Origin of the sequence: Streptomyces cupreus (assembly GCF_014257025.1) — a bacterium.
Classification (GTDB): Bacteria; Actinomycetota; Actinomycetes; order Streptomycetales; family Streptomycetaceae; genus Streptomyces; species Streptomyces cupreus.
Genome location: NZ_JACMSF010000049.1, coordinates 23,650 through 40,202 on the forward strand (window position 1 = coordinate 23,650; position 16,553 = coordinate 40,202).

A 16,553-nucleotide genomic window follows, 5' to 3' on the forward strand; every position below is an offset into this window, starting at 1 on the left:
CGCGGTCAGGGGGCGAGCCAGGCGGCGGTGTAGGCGTCGATCTCGGACTTGATGCGGGCCTTGCCGGGCTCGTCGAGGAAGGACGCCTCGACCGCGTTGTGCGCGAGCTCGGCCAGACCGCGCTCGTCGAGTTCCAGCAGGCGGGCGGCGACGGCGTACTCGTTGTTGAGGTCGGTGCCGAACATCGGGGGGTCGTCGGAGTTGATGGTGACCAGGACACCGGCCCGGACGAACTCCTTGATCGGGTGCTCGTCGAGGGTGCGCACCGCGCGCGTGGCGATGTTGGAGGTCGGGCACACCTCCAGTGGGATCCGGTTCTCGGCGAGGTGCGTGAGCAGCTTCGGGTCCCGCGCGGAACTGGTGCCGTGCCCGATGCGCTCGGCCCGCAGATGTGTCAGGGCGTCCCACACCGTCTCAGGACCCGTGGTCTCACCGGCATGCGGCACGGAGCGCAGTCCCGCGGCGATGGCCTGGTCGAAGTAGGGCTTGAACTGGGGCCTAGGGACACCGATCTCGGGTCCGCCGAGCCCGAACGACACCAGGCCCTCGGGGCGCAGCCGCTCGTCGGTGGCGAGCCGCACGGTCTCCTCGGCGGACTCAAGACCCGCCTCGCCGGGGATGTCGAAGCACCAGCGCAGTACGGTCCCGAACTCGGCCTCGGCCGCCTTGCGGGCGTCCTCGATCGCGTCCATGAAGCCCCGCTCGTCGATGCCCCGGCGGGTGGAGGAGAAGGGGGTGATGGTCAGCTCGGCGTACCGCACCTGCTGCCGGGCCAGGTCCCGGGCCACCTCGTACGTCAGCAGACGTACGTCCTCCGGGGTGCGGATCAGATCGACCACGGACAGGTATACGTCGATGAAGTGGGCGAAGTCCGTGAAGGTGAAGTAGTCGACCAGGGCCTCGGGGTCGGTGGGCACCTTGGAGTCGGGGTGGCGGGCGGCCAGCTCCGAGACGATACGCGGGGAGGCGGAGCCGACGTGGTGCACATGGAGTTCGGCCTTGGGCAGTCCGGCGATGAAGGCGTGCGGGTCGCGCGTGGCGTCCGCGAGGCCGGTGGCGGTGTGGTCGGTCAAGGTTCCTCCCCGGGAACGGCGTCCCCGGCCGGAGTGCGGCGGGACGCGGGTGATCGGCTGATCGGTGACTCCGGGATCATCGTAGGCCGGGGCCACGCGGTCCGGTGCGGCGCCGTAGCATGACGGGACGCACACAGAGGGGGTCCCGCGCATGTCCGACGACACGCCGACGCCGGCTGCGCCGGAGAACCCCGGGGCCGCCCCGAAGGTCGGGCTGACGAAGGACGCCTCCGCGTCCCGGGCCGAGCCGAACCCCTGGGCGCCGCCGACGCCGGACGCCTCCGGCGGTGCCGACGGTCCCGGGCACACGGTGGCCTCGTCGTCGCCGGCCTGGTCGGCGCCCTCGGTGCACGACCAGCAGACGGTGACGTCGATGCCGGGGCCCGAGGCGCCGGGACAGCCGCAGCCGTGGTCGGCCCCGGCCAACCCCTTCGCTCCGCCCGCCTTCAATCCGCCGTACGCCCAGGGCGAGCCCGTGCCTCCGCCGCCCATCGCCCCCGACGGCCCGGGGCAGGTCCCCTACGGCTACCCCGGTGCCTACGGCACCCCCGGCTACCCGCACCAGCCGGGCGGTGGCTACGGCTACGGCTGGCCCGGCATGCACCCCCTGCCCAGCAACGGCATGGGCACGACCTCGCTGGTGCTCGGGATCATCTCGGCGGCCGTCTTCTGCCTCTGGCCGATCGCCATCCTGCTGGGCGTCCTGGCGCTGATCTTCGGTCTGATCGGCCGAGGGAAGATCCGGCGGGGCGAGGCGACCAACTCGGGCCCGGCCCTGGCCGGAGCGATCTGCGGCGCGGCGGGCATCGTGCTCGGTCTGGCGATGCTGGCGTTCGTGATCGCCACACGGTAGGCACCGCCGGGTTTTGAAACGCCGGACGGGCTGAAAATCAGCCCCTTGGGGGTGCCCCCTCCGGGGGAGTTTGAGGAGCGGGGTCCGGGGCGGAGCCCCGGGATGGGACGGGTAGGGGCGGCGGGGGCGAAAAACCCCTACCCCCGCAACCGCTCCCGCGCCTCCATCAACGCGAACCCCAGCAGATTCGGCCCCCGCCACCGCTCCGGATCCATCGCCGCGTCGTCGCTCGCCGCGAGCCCGATCCCCCACACCCGGTCCACAGGGCTCGCCTCCACCAGCACCCGCTCCCCCGTACCCAGCAGAAACCCCCGCAGCCCCTCGTCCGACCCGAACTTGTGCACGCTGCCCTCGACCACGATGCCGAACCGCTCGCGCGCCCATGTCTCCTCGTCGAACCCGCGCACCAGCCGCCCGGCGTTCTTCGCCTGCGAGGGATGCCCGGCGGCCAGGATCTTCCGCTCGGCCTCGGCGTCGCCGAACAGGCGGGCCTTTCCCGCCATCATCCAGTGCTCGGCCGTCGCGTACTCCACCCCGTCCACCGTGAACGGCGACGGCCACCACTGGCTCAGACAGCTGGCGCCGATACGGCCGTCGGGTCTGGGCCGGTGTCCCCAGAAGTGCAGATACTTGATCCCCGCCCCCGCGCGGACCTCCCTGACCAGGGCATCCCGAGAATCGATCTTTCCCATGCACGCGAGTCTGGCACGCACCACTGACACTCCGTCCTGGCTTTTTCGAGTTCAGTCGACACCTGGTCGACAGATTCCGTCGCGTAACCAAAAGGAAACAACGGAATCACTTGTTGGAGTGCTATTGCTCTGTCAGGATCGGCACTCAAATCGAGCTGGAGCTACGCCACCCGCCCCCGTGGACAGCGGGGCGAAGGCGGAGGAGAGCGACATGCACAACCCGGGCAACGCCATCCCGGAACGATTCCCCGCACACGAGCGCTTCGCGGCCGGTGCGCAGTACATCGCGGGCCGCCCGACGAAGGGCACCTCGGGCCGCACCCACGCGGTCGTCGACCCGGCCACCGGGGAGGAGGTGCTCACCTACGAGCTGGCGGGCACGGCCGACGTGGACGCCGCTGTCGCCGCTGCCCGCGCCGCCTTCCCGGTCTGGGCCGGGCTCACCCCCGGCGAGCGCTCCGACGCGCTGCACAAGCTGGCCGCCGTCCTCGCCGAGCGAGCCGAGGAGTTCGCCCGCGCGGAGTCCCTCCAGTGCGGCAAGCCGCTGAAGCTGACCCGTGAGTTCGACGTACCGGGGACCATCGACAACGCCTCGTTCTTCGCGGGTGCCGCCCGTCATCTCCAGGGTCAGTCCGCCGGCGAGTACTCCGGCGACCACACCTCGTACATTCGCCGTGAACCCATCGGCGTGGTCGGCTCGATCGCCCCCTGGAACTACCCGCTCCAGATGGCCGCCTGGAAGATCCTCCCGGCGATCGCCGCGGGCAACACCATCGTGCTCAAGCCCGCCGAGCTCACCCCGCTGACCTCGCTGCTCTTCGCCGAGGCCTGCACCGAGGCGGGCATCCCCGACGGTGTCGTCAACATCGTCACCGGGACGGGGAAGGAGGCCGGTGAGCATCTCGTCGGGCACCCGGACGTCGCCATGACCTCCTTCACCGGGTCCACCGCCGTCGGCAAGCGGGTCGCCGAGATCGCCACCGCCACCGTCAAGCGGATCCACCTGGAGCTCGGCGGCAAGGCGCCCTTCGTGGTCTTCGACGACGCCGATCTGGAGGCCGCCGCCAACGGCGCTGTCGCGGGCGCGCTCATCAACACCGGCCAGGACTGCACGGCCGCCACGCGCGCGTACGTACAGCGGCCGCTGTACGAGGCGTTCGTGGAGAAGACCGCCGCCCTCATGGAGAGCGTCCGGCTCGGTGACCCCTTCGCCGCCGGGACCGACCTCGGCCCGCTCATCTCCCATGTGCAGCGCGACCGGGTCGCCGGGTTCGTCGACCGGGCGCGTGCCTACGCGCGCGTGGTGACCGGCGGTGAGATCCCCGAGGGCAAGGGGGCGTACTACCGGCCCACGCTCGTCGCCGACGCCGCCCAGGACAGCGAGATCGTCCAGTCCGAGATCTTCGGGCCCGTCCTCGTCGTCCTCCCCTTCGACACCGACGACGAGGGGATCGCGCTCGCCAACGACACCCCGTACGGTCTGGCCGCCTCCGCCTGGAGCCGGGACGTCTACCGGGCGAACCGGGCCACCCGCGAGATCAAGGCGGGCTGTGTATGGGTGAACGACCACATCCCGATCATCAGCGAGATGCCCCACGGGGGCTACAAGGCGTCCGGCTTCGGCAAGGACATGTCAACCTACTCCTTCGAGGAGTACACGCAGATCAAGCACGTCATGTTCGACAACACGGCGGTCGCCAGGAAGGACTGGCACCGCACGATCTTCGGGGACCGATAGCAGCCAGGCCGCCCGACCCGCGGCCGCCCACCCTCCGAAAGGGCACCAAGCGCATGGAGCAGTTCGAGCCCGACCGCCTGTCCCCGGCCCAAGTGGCCGCCATGCGGCGCAGCTTCCGCAACGGCAGGGCCTCGCTCAGCCGCCGTTCGCTGCTGCGCGCCTCCACCGGCGGCGCGCTCGCGGTCGGCGGTCTGGGAACGCTGAGCGCCTGCGGCATCCCGGCCGCGGGCAAGACCGAGGGCGGAGTGTCCTCGGACGACCACTCGACCAAGGAGAAGGAAGTCAACTTCTCCAACTGGACCGAGTACATGGACGTCGACGAGAGCGAGAAGCACCACCCCACGCTCGACACGTTCACCGAGCGGACCGGAATCAAGGTCAAGTACACCGAGGACATCAACGACAACGTCGAGTTCTTCGGAAAGATCAAGCCGCAGCTGGCGGCCGGCCAGGACACCGGGCGCGACCTCATCTGCGTCACCGACTGGCTCGCCGCCCGCCTGATCCGCCTCGGGTGGGTCCAGAAACTGGACCCTGCCAACCTGCCGCACGCCTACGCCAACCTGTCCTCCCAGTTCCGCTCCCCGGACTGGGACCCGGGCCGCGCCTACTCGTACGTCTGGCAGGGCATTTCGACGGTCATCGCCTTCAACAAGAAGGCGCTGGACGGCGAGGAGGTGAAGTCGATCTCCGATCTGCTCGACAACCCCAAGCTCAAGGGCCGGGTCGGCTTCCTGTCCGAGATGCGCGACAGCATCGGCATGACCCTGCTCGACATGGGCAAGGACCCGGGCGACTTCACCGCCGACGACTACGACGCGGCCATCGCCCGCATCCAGAAGGCCGTGGACAAGGGCCAGATCCGCCGCTTCACCGGCAACGACTACACCTCCGACCTGTCCAGCGGCGACTTCGCCGCCTGCATCGCCTGGGCCGGAGACGTCGTCCAGCTCAAGGCGGACAGCCCGGACATCGACTTCATCATCCCGGACAGCGGATACATGACGTCGACGGACAACCTCCTGGTCCCCAACAAGGCCCGGCACAAGACGAACGCCGAGCGGCTCATCGACTACTACTACGAGCCGAAGGCGGCCGCCGAACTCGCCGCGTACATCAACTACGTCTGCCCCGTCGACGGGGTCAAGGCCGAGTTGGCGAAGATCGACGAGGATGCGGCGAACAACCCGCTGATCATCCCCGACAAGGCCATGGCCGCGAAGTCCCGCGCCTTCCGCTCGCTGAGCTCGAAGGAAGAGACCGAGTTCGAAACGAAGTTCGCGAAGCTGACGGGGGCGTGATCGACGTGACCACCAAGAACGACAACACCGGCGACGTCCGACTCACGGGCATCAGCAAGACCTACGGCAACTTCACGGCCGTACACCCGCTGGACCTCACCGTCCCGCAGGGCTCCTTCTTCGCCCTGCTCGGCGCCTCCGGCTGTGGCAAGACCACAACCCTGCGCATGATCGCGGGACTTGAGGAGCCGACCTCCGGCACCGTCTTCCTCGGCGACCAGGACGTGACCCGGCTGCCTCCGTACAAGCGGCCGGTGAACACGGTATTCCAGTCCTACGCCCTCTTCCCGCACCTCGACATCTTCGAGAACGTCGCCTTCGGCCTGCGCCGACGCGGCATCAAGAGCGTGAAGAAGCAGGTCGAGGAGATGCTGGAGCTCGTCCAGCTCGGCGAGCAGGCCCGCAAGAAGCCGCACCAGCTCTCCGGCGGCCAGCAGCAGCGGGTCGCCGTCGCCCGCGCGCTGATCAACCACCCCAAGGTGCTCCTCCTCGACGAGCCGCTCGGCGCCCTCGACCTCAAGCTGCGCCGCCAGATGCAGCTGGAGCTCAAGCGCATCCAGACCGAGGTCGGCATCACCTTCGTGCATGTCACGCACGACCAGGAGGAGGCCATGACCATGGCCGACACGGTCGCCGTGATGAACGCGGGCCGCGTCGAGCAGCTCGGCGCCCCCGCCGATCTGTACGAGAACCCGAAGACCACCTTCGTCGCCAACTTCCTCGGCACCTCCAACCTCATCGAGGCCGAGGTCGACGCCAAGAGCGGCGAGGACATCGTCCTCAAGGCAGGCGGCGGCAAGCTCGTGCTGCCCGAGGCGCGCTGTTCCGCGCCCACCACGACCGGCGGCAAGGTGCTGGTCGGGGTGCGCCCGGAGAAGATCTCCCTCACCCACGCGGACGACGCCGGCGAGATCCCGGACGGCCGCAACCGCGTCACCGGCAAGATCGCCGACGCGTCCTTCATCGGCGTCTCCACGCAGTACGTCATCGACAGCCCCGTCTGCCCCGAGCTCTCGGTCTACGTCCAGAACGTCGACCGCGACGCCCGCCTGGTCCCCGGCGCCGACGTCGTCCTGCACTGGTCCCCGGCGCACACCTTCGGTCTGGATGCCGCCCAGGACATCGACGCGGGCACCGAGGAAGAGGCGGTCTGATGGCGACGGTCACCGAGGCGCCGCCCCTGGCGCCCGCCCCCGAGAAGAAGCCCCCGCGCAAGAGGGGCCGCTGGACGCCGTACCTCCTGCTGCTGCCCGGTCTCGCCTGGCTGCTGGTGTTCTTCGCGCTGCCGATGGTCTACCAGGCGTCCACCTCCGTGCAGACCGGCTCCCTGGAGCAGGGCTACGAGGTCACCTGGCACTTCTCGACGTACTGGGACGCGCTGGCCGAGTACTACCCGCAGTTCCTGCGGTCGGTGCTGTACGCCGGTTCCGCGACGATCCTGTGTCTGCTGCTGGGCTACCCGCTGGCGTATCTCATCGCCTTCCGGGCCGGCCGCTGGCGGAACCTGATCATGATCCTGGTGATCGCGCCGTTCTTCACCAGCTTCCTGATCCGCACCCTCGCCTGGAAGACGATCCTCGCGGACGGCGGCCCGGTCGTCGGCGCGCTCAACTCGCTGCATGTCCTGGACGTCACCAGCTGGCTCGGCATGACGGCGGGGGACCGGGTGCTGGCCACCCCGCTGGCGGTCGTGTGCGGTCTGACGTACAACTTCCTGCCGTTCATGATCCTGCCGCTCTACACCTCGCTGGAGCGGATCGACGGACGGCTGCACGAGGCGGCGGGCGATCTGTACGCCAAGCCGGTCACGACCTTCCGGAAGGTCACCTTCCCGCTGTCGATGCCGGGTGTCGTCTCCGGCACGCTGCTCACCTTCATCCCGGCCGCCGGTGACTACGTCAACGCCGATCTGCTCGGCTCCACCGACACCCGCATGATCGGCAATGTCATCCAGTCGCAGTTCCTGAGGATTCTCGACTATCCGACGGCGGCGGCGCTCTCCTTCATCCTGATGTTCGCGATCCTCATCATGGTCACGCTCTACATCCGCAAGTCGGGGACGGAGGATCTGGTTTAAATGGCCTTCGTCAACTGGCTCAAGCGCAATTTCGTCGTCATCGCGGGACTTTTCACGCTCGGATATCTGCTGCTGCCCAACGTCGTCGTGACGCTGTTCTCCTTCAACGACCCGAAGGGCCGCTTCAACTACGAGTGGCAGAAGTTCTCCACCGACGCCTGGACCGATCCCTGCGGTGTCTCGGGGCTGTGTTCCTCGCTCACCCTCAGCCTCCAGATCGCCTTCTGGGCGACGCTGGGCGCCACCGTCCTCGGCGCGATGATCGCCTTCGCCCTGGTCCGCTACCGGTTCCGGGCGCGCGGCGCGGTGAACTCGCTGATCTTCATGCCGATGGCGATGCCCGAGGTCGTCATGGCCGCCTCGCTGCTCACCCTGTTCCTCAACATGGGTGTCCAGCTGGGCTTCTGGACGATCCTCATCGCCCACATCATGTTCTGCCTCAGCTTCGTCGTGACGGCCGTCAAGGCGCGCGTCATGTCGATGGACCCGAGGCTTGAGCAGGCCGCGCAGGACCTCTACGCCGGCCCGTTCCAGACCTTCGTCAGGGTCACCCTGCCGATCGCGGCACCCGGAATCGCCGCGGGCGCGCTGCTCGCCTTCGCGCTCTCCTTCGACGATTTCATCATCACCAACTTCAACGCGGGCTCGACCGTCACCTTCCCCATGTTCGTCTGGGGCTCGGCACAGCGCGGAACGCCCGTTCAGATCAATGTCATCGGCACGGCCATGTTCATCATCGCCGTACTGTTCGTCCTGGCCTCGATGGTCATCAGCAACCGCCGTAGCAAGCAAAAGGCATAAGCCCTTGTAGGGAGTTGAAATCATGGCCCCAAGCGCCATGAGCCGTTGGACAAAGGCACTTTCTGAAGCGCAGCCGGTTCCGTACTGGCTGGACGACCCCGGCAGGCCCCACCCCGAGCCCGCGCTCACCGGCGCCGAGACCTGCGATCTGCTGGTCGTCGGCGGCGGATACAGCGGACTATGGACCGCGCTCCTGGCCAAGGAGCGCGACCCGCAGCGGGATGTCGTCCTGCTGGAGGGCCGCGAGGTGGGCTGGGCCGCCTCGGGCCGCAACGGCGGCTTCTGCGCCGCCTCCCTCACCCACGGTCTGCCCAACGGGCTCACCCGCTGGCCGGACGAGATCCACAAGCTTCAGGAGCTGGGCGCCCGCAACCTCGACGAGATCGAGGCGGCGGTCGCCCGCTACTCCCTGGACTGCGACTTCGAACGCACCGGAGAGATCGACGTCGCCACCGAGACCTACCAGGCGTGGGAACTGCGCGACTGGTACGAGGAGATCGAGCGCCGTGGGCTCGCCGAGGGCGTCGAGTTCCTGGACGCGGACGCCGTACGGGAACAAGTCAACTCACCGACATTCCAGGCCGGACTCCACGACCGCCGGGGCGTCGCCATGCTCAACCCCGCCAAACTGGTCTGGGGCCTGAAGCAGGCCTGCGTCCGGCTCGGCGTCCGCGTCTACGAGCGCACCCCGGCCCTCACCCTGAAGCCGTACGGCGCCGGCATGGCCGTCGGCACGCCCTACGGGCAGGTCCGCGCCCGCCAGGTCGCCCTCGGCACCAACATCTTCCCGAGCCTGGTCAAGCGGGTGCGCGCCTTCACCGTCCCCGTCTATGACTACGCCCTGATGACCGAGCCGCTCACCGACGACCAGCTCAAGGAGATCGGCTGGCAGAACCGCCAGGGCCTCGGGGACAGTGCCAACCAGTTCCACTACTTCCGGCTGTCCGCCGACAACCGGATCCTGTGGGGCGGTTACGACGCCATCTATCCGTACGGCGGCCGGGTGCGCGCCGAGTACGACGACCGCCCGGAGACGTACGCCAAGCTCGCCGGGCACTTCTTCACCTGCTTCCCGCAGTTGGAGGGCGTCCGCTTCACCCACGCCTGGGGCGGCGCGATCGACACCTGCTCGCGCTTCTCGGCGTTCTTCGGCACCGCCCACCACGGCAAGGTGGCCTACGCGGCGGGCTTCACCGGGCTCGGCGTCGGCGCGACCCGGTTCGGCGCGGACGTCATGCTGGACCTGCTGTCGGGTCAGTCCACCGAGCGCACCGAGCTGGAGATGGTCCGCAAGAAGCCGCTGCCCTTCCCGCCGGAACCCTTCGCCTGGACCGGGATCGCGCTCACCAAGTGGTCGCTGGCCCGCGCCGACGCGCACGGCGGGCGGCGCAACCTCTGGCTGAAAGCCATGGACCGGCTGGGCCTGGGCTTCGACAGCTGACTCGGCCGACTGTCACTCGGGAGAGCAGGTCAGTTCGGCTGATGACTTCGGCCGGCGACGAGGACGAAGCCGGTCAGCAGGACCGCGCCGAGGCACCAACTGGCCGCGACGTCCAGTGGCCAGTGGTAGCCGCGCCGCACCAGGCCGTAGGAGACGCCGAGCGCCAGGGCGGCGCAGACGGTCACGCAGACGCGGCGGGCGAGCGTGGACCGGAGCCAGGGGAGGAGGAGCAGGGCCGCGGCGCCGTAGGCGACGACGGCGGTCGCGGTGTGGCCGGACGGGAAGAAGCCGGTGGCCGGTGGGACGGCCGGGGTGCCGGGGCGGTCGGTCAGCACCTTGAGGGGGACGACCAGCACCGGAACCAGGGCCAGCAGCAGGGCCGCGCCCGTCGGTGGCCACCACCAGCGGTCTGTACCACTGCGCCGGGACCGCACGGCGACGTAGAGCAGGCACGCCAGCAGGACCCGCCCCGCGATCTGGACATCGCCCAGGTCGGAGAGGCGTTCGGAAACGCGGTCGGGGTGGACGAGGGCTCTGCTGAGCCGCTCGTCCACCCTCACCAGCGGGCCGTCGGCCACGACCTGCCAGGTGATGATCGCGAAGAGAAGGGCGGAAAGCCCCAGAAGTCCGAGAAGGGAGGTCGGCCGCCCCGGAACAGGGGGGGTAGTTCCGAGGCGGCCGTCCGGATCGGGTGGTCGCGCGCCCCGGGGGGTTTGGGGCGAGCGACTGTCCGATCGGTGAGGAGATCCGGAGCCAGAGGCTCCGTTCATGTGCGCGAGGGCACGACCAGGTCGAAGCTGGGGAGGCCCCGTCCTGATGTCGCCCACAGTCCCCTGTGGGCGGGGTGTATCTCTCATCTGGGTAGAACCTACGACAGGGGGTGCGCCCAAGACAGTCGGAATCGCGTCCTGACAGACACCTCGCACACCTTCTTCACACCCTCTGACCCCCGCGGCCCCCTGTCCCGCGAGCGCGAAGCTCGAAGGGGCTGGGGCCCGAGGTGCGTCAGATGCGGGAGAAGGCCTGCTCGATGATGTCGAGACCCTCGTTCAGGAGGTCCTCGCCGATGACCAGCGGCGGCAGGAAGCGCAGCACGTTGCCGTAGGTGCCACAGGTCAGGACCAGCAGGCCCTCGGCGTGGCAGGCCTTGGCGAGCGCGGCGGTGGCCTCCGCGTTCGGCTCCTTCGTCGTACGGTCCTTGACCAGCTCGATGGCGATCATCGCGCCACGGCCGCGGACCTCGCCGATGATGTCGAACTTTTCGGCCATGGCACCGAGGCGGGCCTTCATGACCGCCTCGATGTTCTTCGCCTTGGCGTTGAGGTCGAGTTCCTTCATCGTCTCGATCGCGCCGAGCGCACCGGCGCAGGCCACCGGGTTGCCGCCGTAGGTGCCGCCCAGGCCGCCCGCGTGCGCGGCGTCCATGATCTCGGCGCGGCCGGTGACGGCGGCGAGCGGCAGACCGCCCGCGATGCCCTTGGCGGTGGTGATCAGGTCCGGGACGATGCCCTCGTCCTCACAGGCGAACCACTGGCCGGTACGGCAGAAGCCGGACTGGATCTCGTCGGCGACGAAGACGATGCCGTGGGCGCTGGCGAACTTCACGATCTCCGGCAGGAAGCCCTTGGCCGGCTCGATGAAGCCGCCCTCGCCGAGCACCGGCTCGATGACGATCGCGGCCACGTTCTCCGGGCCGATCTGCTTGGTGATCTGGTCGATGGCCTGCGCGGCGGCCTCGGGGCCCGCGTTCTCCGGCCCGGTCGGCCAGCGGTAGCCGTAGGCGACCGGCACTCGGTATACCTCGGGCGCGAACGGGCCGAAGCCGTGCTTGTACGGCATGTTCTTCGCCGTCAGCGCCATCGTCAGGTTGGTACGGCCGTGGTAGCCGTGGTCGAAGACGACGACGGCCTGGCGCTTGGTGTACGCACGGGCGATCTTGACGGCGTTCTCGACGGCCTCGGCACCGGAGTTGAACAGCGCGGACTTCTTGGCGTGGTCACCCGGGGTGAGCTCGGCGAGGGCCTCGGCGACCTCCACGTAGCCCTCGTACGGCGTGACCATGAAACAGGTGTGGGTGAAGTCGGCGAGCTGTGCGGAGGCGCGCCGTACGACGGCCTCGGCGGAGGCGCCGACGGACGTCACGGCGATGCCGGAGCCGAAGTCGATCAGACGGTTGCCGTCGACGTCCTCGATGATGCCGCCGCCCGCGCGCGCGGTGAACACCGGCAGCACGGAGCCCACGCCCTGCGCCACCGCGGCGGTGCGGCGGGCCTGCAGCTCCTGCGACTTCGGGCCGGGGATGGCGGTGACGACGCGGCGCTCCTGCGGAAGGTCGGTCATGAGGGGCTCCTGGGGGTTTTGCGGATGCTTGTCTTCTTCTTTTCTCGCAGGCTAGGGCGGGGAGCGGGGGGTGGGCATGCTCCATGTGGGCGTTGTCGGCGAGGCCGGTTGTCCGTGGTGGACATAGCGGGAGTACGGCTCCCCCGGGCGTGCCGGGGCGGCTAACGGTGAACTCCCTTTGCGGGGGCGTTAGATTGGCTCGCTGACGGTGGTACGGAACGGCTGGTCAGGGGGCAAAGGCGATGGACAGCGACGGGACGCAGGACGCGCGGGGTACGCATGCGACTCCGGTGCCGCGATCACGCTCCGCTGTTCCACCGAGGCCAACGGCGCCGCCGATGCCGGACGGCTCGGCTTTTCTGACCTGGCTTCGGACACCCCGGCCGGAGGCCGCGCCCGGCGTGTGGCGGTTCGGTCATGTGGCCAGGCCAGAGGAGGAACCCGAGGTCATCCCCGCACGTCAGCTCTTCAGCGGGGCGTTGATCGCCTTTCTGGTGGGGTGGCTGATCTGGTCGCTGCTGTGGAACGAGTACCTGGGCGGGTACTGGATGTGGCCCTACTACGCACTCACTCCAGAGTCCTGGACGAAGCCCAAGACCGAGGGGGAAGAGATCGTGGGGTCCATCGCCTCCTACCTCTACTACGGCCTGGTTGCTGTCGGGATCATGATCGGGGCTGGCCGGCTGGGGCGCTGGTCCGAGATCTGGCGTCGCTACCTCCGTCCGGCTCTGCGCCGTATCACCGCCCCGCAGACCGGTGAAGCGCCGCCGCCCCCTCAAGAGGACCCTGCCCAGTGGCCAGCGCTCCGTGCCGTCGGTGCCGTCGACGTCGCCGAGCGGCTCGCCGCCGAGGCGAGGGCGGGGATGATGCGGGACGTCGACCACGCCCGGATCGCCCGCGCCTGGCAGAGCGTGCGCAGCGGCCGGCACAGCCTCGCCACCTTCACCGGCGCGGTCCTCAAGGACGGCGCCGCCGCCTGTCTGCATCCCTCCGGCGAACGCGATCTGCCGACCCGGCTCTCCCGGCACGACCTGGTCACCGGCCAGGTCCGCCTCGGCACCACCGCCGACGACCCGCGCAACCCCTACGCCTACCGCGGCACCGGCCTCGCCCTCGGCCCCGAACTGCTCGGCACCTCCCTGCTCGCCGTCGGCCCGGCGGGCTCCGGCAAGACCGGCACCGTCGTGCGCCCGCTCGCCGAGTCGCTGTGCCTGCACGCCCTCGCCGGACGCGCCGCGGTCGTGGTGGTCGGCGCCGCGGGCGCGGGGCTCGGCCCGGCCGACGCCTATGACGTCGTCGTACGCATCGGGAATCCGGAATCGGTGTACGACCTCGATCTGTACGGCGGGACCACCGACCCCGACGAGGCCGCCGCCGTGCTGGCCGAGGCGCTGGTCGGGGACCTCGCCGATCCGCACCCCGGCAGCGACAGCCGCCGCTCCACGACCGTGCTTGCCCAACTGCTCGGCCCGTTCCGGGCGGTGCACGGGCGCTTCCCGTCCGTCCCCGAGCTGCGCCAACTGCTCGACGGCGCGCCCGGACCGCTCGCCGCGCTGCGGACGGCGCTGGAGGGCTCGGGGCAGGAGTCGCTGCTGCGGGAACTGGACGCGCGGGAGCGGCAGATGGCGCATCCCGGTGATGTCGGGGGCGTCCTCGCCGACCGGGTGGCATTGCTGGACCGGCCCGCGTTCGCCGGGTTTTTCGACGCCTCCGGGCTGTCGCGGCCCTTCTCGCTCAAGGCGCTCGACCATCCGGTGCGAGTACGGATCGACCTGCCCGCGCGCGGGCACGCGGACGCTTCGCGGATGCTGGCGCGGCTTGTGCTCGCCCAGTTCACGGCGAGCGTGGCGGTGCGCGAGGACCGGTCTCTGTTCGCCTGTCTGATCCTTGACGACGCCACCGGCGTGGTCACGCCCGAGGCGGTTCGGGGCATCCAGCGGCTGCGGTCCGGGAACGCCGGGGCCGTACTGACGCTGCGCAGCCTGGACGACGTACCGAGGCCGCTGCGCGGGCCGTTGCTCGGGGCGGCCGGATGCCGGATGGCGCTGTCCGGGCTGACGCCGTGGGACGGGCAGGACTTCGCCGAGGCGTGGGGCAAGGAGTGGACCGAGGCGAGGGACGTCACCGACCGGCAGATCATCGCGGAGACACCTGCCGGGAAGGCGCTGCACGCGGTGCGCCGTGTGATCACCGGCAAGGCGCCGACCGCGCGGGCCGTCACCGTCCGCCAAGTCGAAAGGGAGCGCTGGTCCGCCTCCGAGCTGGCGCACGCGGTGCCGCCGGGGCACGCGGTGCTGTCGCTGACGGATGTGCGGGGTGAGCATGCGCCGCCGCTGCTGGTGGATCTACGGGACTGATTCGAGGCGGCGCGGCGACCGTACGGTGAGGCAGAATCGGCATAGGCCGTTCATACGTGGCGGCCAAATGATCACAACGATCACGCTGACTTCACCGACCTGAAGGCCTCATGCCCCCCACGCTCGCCTCGCTCGTCCACCACTCCGCGCTCAAACTGACCGTGCGTGCGGGCGAGGACCGCCTGGACGTGCCCGTCCGCTGGGCGCACGTCAGCGAGCTCGCCGATCCCGTCCCCTACATGGAGGGCGGGGAGCTGCTGCTGATCACCGCGCTGAAGCTGGACGCGGAGGACCCCGAGGCGATGCGCCGCTATGTGAAGCGGCTGGTCGGCGCCGGGGTCGTCGGTCTCGGCTTCGCCGTCGGGGTGAACTACGAGGACATCCCGAGCGCCCTGGTCGAGGCGGCCCGGCAGGAGGGTCTTCCGCTGCTGGAGGTGCCGCGCCGCACGCCCTTCCTCGCCATCAGCAAGGCCGTCTCCGCGGCCATCGCGGCCGACCAGTACCGGGCCGTCACGGCCGGGTTCGCCGCGCAGCGCGAGCTGACCAAACAGGCACTGACCGACGGCCCCGAGGGGCTGCTCGCCGCGCTTGCCTCGCAGGTCGACGGCTGGGCCGCGCTCTACGACGCCTCCGGCGCCGTCGTCGCCACCGCACCCGAATGGGCGGGCCGCCGGGCGGCGCGGATCACGGCGGACGTGGAGCGGCTGCGGGAGCGGCCGGCGCCCGCCTCGTCGGTGGTCGGCGGCCCGGAGAACGAGGACCGGGTCGAGCTGCACAGCCTGGGCACGGGCCGCAGGCCGCGCGCGGCACTCGCGGTCGGCACGGCCGCGGCCCTCGGCACCGCAGAGCGGTACGCCGTCCACTCGGCCATCGCCCTGCTCACCCTGACCACGGAACGCTCCCGCTCCCTGTACGCGGCCGAGCAGCGGCTGGGCACGGCGGTGCTGCGCATGCTGCTCGCGGGCGAGCCGGACCACGCCCGCGCGGTCGCCGGGGATCTGTACGGCGTCCTGCTGGACGCCCCCTTCCGGATGATCGTCGCGGAGTCGGTGGCGGTGTCGGGCTCGGCGTCGGTCGCCCTGGCCGCCGTGGAGAACCCACCGCGTGTGCCCGTCGGCGCCAAGCCCTCGGCCGCCGCCCTCGCCGCCGCCTCCGACACCAACGGCGATCCGCTCGGCGCCCTCGCCGAGATCGTCGAGTCGGCGGCCGCGCGGGCCGGAGAGGCCGTGCTGGTGGTCCCGGACGGGGAGCGTCTTGTGGTGCTGGCCGCGGACGGCGGCGCCGCGGTGTCCGCGTGCGCGGAGTACGCGACGGCGCTGGAGGCGGCGCGGGCGGGCAGCGCCGTACGGGAGACGGCGGCCGGTGAGGAGGACGAACTGGTTGTCGGGCTGTCGGCGCCGGCCGGGCCGATCGCCGCGGCCGCCGCCTACAAGCAGGCCGAACAGGCGCTGTCGGTCGCCCGGCGAAGGGGACGGGTGTTCGTGGAGCACGAGCAGTTGGCGGCCGGATCGGTGCTGCCGCTGCTCGCGGACGACGCGGTACGGGCCTTCGCGGACGGGCTGCTCAGGGCGCTGCACGAGCACGACGCCACCGGACGCGGCGACCTCGTCGCCTCCCTGCGGGCCTGGCTGTCCCGGCACGGCCAGTGGGACGCGGCCGCGGCCGACCTCGGAGTCCACCGGCACACCCTGCGCTACCGGATGCGCCGCGTCGAGGAGATCCTCGGCCGCTCCCTGGACGATCCGGACGTACGGATGGAGCTGTGGCTGGCGCTGAAGGCGACGTCGGCCGAGTAGCCCACTCCGCCAATCCGTAGTGCGCCCATCCGCCACTACTACGACTCGGACAAACGCCACACCGCCCCCGCGCCCCTACCGTGG

The 16,553-nt window shown here is 70.3% G+C and carries 13 protein-coding genes; 9 read left to right on the forward strand and 4 right to left on the reverse strand.

Annotation, left to right across the window (positions count from 1 at the left end; translation table 11 throughout):
* Positions 1–5: 5 nt before the first annotated feature.
* The gene (locus H4N64_RS33310) at positions 6–1,169 is read right to left on the reverse strand and encodes an adenosine deaminase (protein WP_186286254.1); all 1,164 of its coding nucleotides are present in this window, start codon (positions 1,167–1,169) and stop codon (positions 6–8) included.
* Positions 1,170–1,224: 55 nt separating this feature from the next.
* Here H4N64_RS33310 and H4N64_RS33315 point away from each other — a divergent pair, with 55 nt between their 5' ends.
* The gene (locus tag H4N64_RS33315) at positions 1,225–1,926 is read left to right on the forward strand and encodes a DUF4190 domain-containing protein (protein WP_260860126.1); all 702 of its coding nucleotides are present in this window, start codon (positions 1,225–1,227) and stop codon (positions 1,924–1,926) included.
* 137 nt (positions 1,927–2,063) lie between these two features.
* On the opposite strand, the gene H4N64_RS33320 is transcribed toward H4N64_RS33315, so the two are convergent.
* Positions 2,064–2,618 (reverse strand): NADAR family protein, encoded by a 555-nt coding sequence (locus H4N64_RS33320; protein ID WP_186286255.1) that lies wholly within the window; start codon positions 2,616–2,618, stop codon positions 2,064–2,066.
* Positions 2,619–2,829: 211 nt separating this feature from the next.
* On the opposite strand from H4N64_RS33320, the gene H4N64_RS33325 reads away from it, so the two are divergent.
* The 6 genes from H4N64_RS33325 to H4N64_RS33350 are packed head-to-tail and all read left to right on the forward strand — an operon-like array spanning position 2,830 to position 9,976.
* Positions 2,830–4,356, forward strand: a complete 1,527-nt coding sequence (locus tag H4N64_RS33325) for a gamma-aminobutyraldehyde dehydrogenase (protein ID WP_186286256.1) — start codon at positions 2,830–2,832, stop codon at positions 4,354–4,356.
* 53 nt (positions 4,357–4,409) lie between these two features.
* A complete protein-coding gene (locus tag H4N64_RS33330; RefSeq protein WP_186286257.1) occupies positions 4,410–5,657 on the forward strand; it encodes a polyamine ABC transporter substrate-binding protein in 1,248 nt (415 codons plus the stop codon).
* On the forward strand, positions 5,654–6,811 hold the full coding sequence (locus H4N64_RS33335; protein ID WP_418896313.1) for an ABC transporter ATP-binding protein: 1,158 nt from the start codon (positions 5,654–5,656) through the stop codon (positions 6,809–6,811). The genes H4N64_RS33330 and H4N64_RS33335 overlap by 4 nt, the downstream gene beginning before the upstream one ends.
* Positions 6,811–7,734, forward strand: a complete 924-nt coding sequence (locus tag H4N64_RS33340; RefSeq protein ID WP_186286258.1) for an ABC transporter permease — start codon at positions 6,811–6,813, stop codon at positions 7,732–7,734. The genes H4N64_RS33335 and H4N64_RS33340 overlap by 1 nt, the downstream gene beginning before the upstream one ends.
* The gene (locus tag H4N64_RS33345) at positions 7,735–8,535 is read left to right on the forward strand and encodes an ABC transporter permease (protein ID WP_186286259.1); all 801 of its coding nucleotides are present in this window, start codon (positions 7,735–7,737) and stop codon (positions 8,533–8,535) included. It begins immediately after the preceding gene.
* 22 nt (positions 8,536–8,557) lie between these two features.
* Positions 8,558–9,976: an NAD(P)/FAD-dependent oxidoreductase gene (locus H4N64_RS33350; RefSeq protein ID WP_186286260.1), complete on the forward strand. Its 1,419-nt coding sequence runs from the start codon at positions 8,558–8,560 to the stop codon at positions 9,974–9,976.
* Positions 9,977–10,005: 29 nt separating this feature from the next.
* On the opposite strand, the gene H4N64_RS33355 is transcribed toward H4N64_RS33350, so the two are convergent.
* A complete protein-coding gene (locus H4N64_RS33355; RefSeq protein ID WP_418896314.1) occupies positions 10,006–10,554 on the reverse strand; it encodes a phosphatase PAP2 family protein in 549 nt (182 codons plus the stop codon).
* A gap of 427 nt (positions 10,555–10,981) precedes the next feature.
* A complete protein-coding gene (gene gabT, locus H4N64_RS33360; RefSeq protein WP_186286262.1) occupies positions 10,982–12,316 on the reverse strand; it encodes a 4-aminobutyrate--2-oxoglutarate transaminase in 1,335 nt (444 codons plus the stop codon).
* Between the two features lie 242 nt (positions 12,317–12,558).
* Here gabT and H4N64_RS33365 point away from each other — a divergent pair, with 242 nt between their 5' ends.
* Both H4N64_RS33365 and H4N64_RS33370 read left to right on the forward strand, forming a co-directional pair.
* The gene (locus H4N64_RS33365) at positions 12,559–14,673 is read left to right on the forward strand and encodes an ATP-binding protein (protein WP_186286263.1); all 2,115 of its coding nucleotides are present in this window, start codon (positions 12,559–12,561) and stop codon (positions 14,671–14,673) included.
* Between the two features lie 110 nt (positions 14,674–14,783).
* Entirely contained in the window at positions 14,784–16,469 is a 1,686-nt protein-coding gene (locus tag H4N64_RS33370) for a PucR family transcriptional regulator (protein ID WP_186286264.1), read from the forward strand.
* Positions 16,470–16,553: the final 84 nt, after the last annotated feature.

What these genes read in the sequence shown, in the direction of transcription:
- H4N64_RS33315 (WP_260860126.1), top strand. Translation starts at nt 1,225, where the DNA reads ATGTCCGACGACACGCCGACGCCGGCTGCGCCGGAGAACCCCGGGGCC.
- H4N64_RS33320 (WP_186286255.1), bottom strand. Translation starts at nt 2,618, where the DNA reads ATGGGAAAGATCGATTCTCGGGATGCCCTGGTCAGGGAGGTCCGCGCG.
- H4N64_RS33325 (WP_186286256.1), top strand. Translation starts at nt 2,830, where the DNA reads ATGCACAACCCGGGCAACGCCATCCCGGAACGATTCCCCGCACACGAG.
- H4N64_RS33330 (WP_186286257.1), top strand. Translation starts at nt 4,410, where the DNA reads ATGGAGCAGTTCGAGCCCGACCGCCTGTCCCCGGCCCAAGTGGCCGCC.
- H4N64_RS33340 (WP_186286258.1), top strand. Translation starts at nt 6,811, where the DNA reads ATGGCGACGGTCACCGAGGCGCCGCCCCTGGCGCCCGCCCCCGAGAAG.
- H4N64_RS33345 (WP_186286259.1), top strand. Translation starts at nt 7,735, where the DNA reads ATGGCCTTCGTCAACTGGCTCAAGCGCAATTTCGTCGTCATCGCGGGA.
- H4N64_RS33350 (WP_186286260.1), top strand. Translation starts at nt 8,558, where the DNA reads ATGGCCCCAAGCGCCATGAGCCGTTGGACAAAGGCACTTTCTGAAGCG.
- gabT (WP_186286262.1), bottom strand. Translation starts at nt 12,316, where the DNA reads ATGACCGACCTTCCGCAGGAGCGCCGCGTCGTCACCGCCATCCCCGGC.
- H4N64_RS33365 (WP_186286263.1), top strand. Translation starts at nt 12,559, where the DNA reads ATGGACAGCGACGGGACGCAGGACGCGCGGGGTACGCATGCGACTCCG.
- H4N64_RS33370 (WP_186286264.1), top strand. Translation starts at nt 14,784, where the DNA reads ATGCCCCCCACGCTCGCCTCGCTCGTCCACCACTCCGCGCTCAAACTG.